Below are 2,064 nucleotides of genomic sequence, written 5' to 3' on the forward strand. Positions count from 1 at the left end.
CCGGTCGCCCAGATTCGTCACGCGGCCATCGATGTTCGTCACCTGGTCACCCAGATTGGTGATCGACGTGGTGTTCTGCTCGACCTGCTGGTTCGTGGCATGCAGCTGCGAGCCGTTCACCGCGTCCTTGCTCGTCGACGACAGTTCGCCTTCGGCCACGTTCGTGACCTTCGTGCCATTGCTGTCACCGCCCAGCGTGACCGTGCCCTTCGACGCATCGTCGTACTTTACTGCCAGCAGCGGATCACTGCCCGCATTATCGGCCACGTACTGCTTGAGCTGTGACACGTTTACGCCGTCGGTATCATTGACACCAGCGGCAACATTGGTGAGGTACCGTTCGTTACCTTGCGAACCAATCGACACCGAATTGACGGCATCTGCAATGGAACCTGCACCGAGCGCGACCGAGTTGCTCGAAGTCGAGCGGGCGCCATAGCCGATTGCGGCAGAATTGCTGACAGAAGCGACAGAATTCGTGCCAATTGCCAGGCTCTGAGCGGCTGCAGTCGCACTGTTGCCGATCGCTACTGCACTTACGCCTGTCGTATGCGACAGCGAGCCGATCGCGGTCGAAAAATTCGCCCCGGCATCCACCGCCGCGCCAGAACCGATTGCAACGCTCGAACTCCCGTTGGCGCGCGCCCCACCACCGATTGCAGTGGCGTTGCTAATCGTAGCCTGCGCGGCACTGCCGATCGCCGTAGCTTGCGTGCCATTCGCAACGGATTCTGTACCGACGGCAACTGCGCCGTAGCCCCGCGAACTCGCACCTGCGCCCGCGGCAAGACCACTCTGTTCGGCAACCACCGTAGCCGCGTCGCTGCCATCGTTCAGTCCATCCGCAACGAAGTAGCCGCCATTGCCAACGACATCCTGTGGCGTGACCGACATCAGAGACATCTGCTCCACTCGCTGGTCCACCTTGGCAATCTGCTCGCTAACCTGCTCCAGTGTTGCCGCCGTGCCACTGCCGATGCGGGAGTCCAAGGTCCTCAGGTTGACCGCGTCCGTAGCTAACTGCGCGTCGCCGACGTTCGTGATCCGGCGCTCAGCGCCGCTCGAACCCACCGACACGACATTGAAGTCCATCGCAATCGAGCCGGCACCCAGCGCTACGGAATTAGCGGCCGACGCAACGGCATTCGCTCCGAGAGCGATGGACCCCATAGAGCTTGTGGATGCATTGGAACCCAATGCGATCGAATTGCCCGACATCGCATTTGCGTTCGCACCAATGGCCACCGACCTGGTGCCTGTTGCCGACGCATCATCCGTGCCGTCGTTCTTGCCGTTCGCCTTGAAGTAACGCGTAGCCGTATCGACAGTCGTACTGAGCTGCGACACGTTGACAGCATCTGTTGGTGCCGTGCCGGCCGCCACGTTCGTGATCTTCGTGCCGCCTGCTCCACCCAGCGTGATCGTGCCCTTCGACGCATCGTCGTACGTCACCACGTTCTGGATATTGCCGCTGCCATCAACGATGCCCGCGTCCTTCAGCTGCGACACGTTCACCGCATCCGTGTCCGCCGCACCGGCCGCAACGTTATGCAGCGCCACCGGCGAGCTCGCACCCGCACCACCCAGCGTCACGCTGTCGTGTGCCGAAGTGTCGTACAGCACCGCATCGGCCAGCTTGCCGTTGATCGTTGTGATGTCCCCGTTGATCGTCGTGACATCGCCTTCGACGTTCGTCACCCGATCGCCAAGGTTCGTTACGTTCTGGTTCGTCGCGTACAGCTGCGAGCCATTCACCGCGTCCTTGCTCGTCGACGACAGGTCACCTGCGGCCACGTTCTTGATCGTCGTGCCATTGCTGTCACCGCCCAGCGTGATCGTGCCCTTCGCGGCATCGTCGTAATGCACCGCCAGCGCATCCGTCCCGCCGCCGGCGCCATTCTTGATGTCCTGGCTCAACTGGTCCACCTGCTGGTTCGTGGCGTACAGCTGCGAGCCATTGACTGCGTCGGTGCTCGTCCCGCTCAGGCGACCCGCGGCCACGTTCGTGATCGTGCGCTCGTTACCCACGCTGCCCACGCTCACCGTGCCAATCGGATTCGAACC

The 2,064-nt window shown here is 62.1% G+C and carries 1 pseudogene; it reads right to left on the reverse strand.

The features are described from left to right. Positions 1 to 2,064, reverse strand: a pseudogene (locus AB4Y34_RS41460) (hypothetical protein); the annotation flags it as partial.

The organism is Paraburkholderia sp. BR10954 (assembly GCF_040965775.1).
In the GTDB taxonomy this organism is placed as follows: domain Bacteria; phylum Pseudomonadota; class Gammaproteobacteria; order Burkholderiales; family Burkholderiaceae; genus Paraburkholderia; species Paraburkholderia youngii.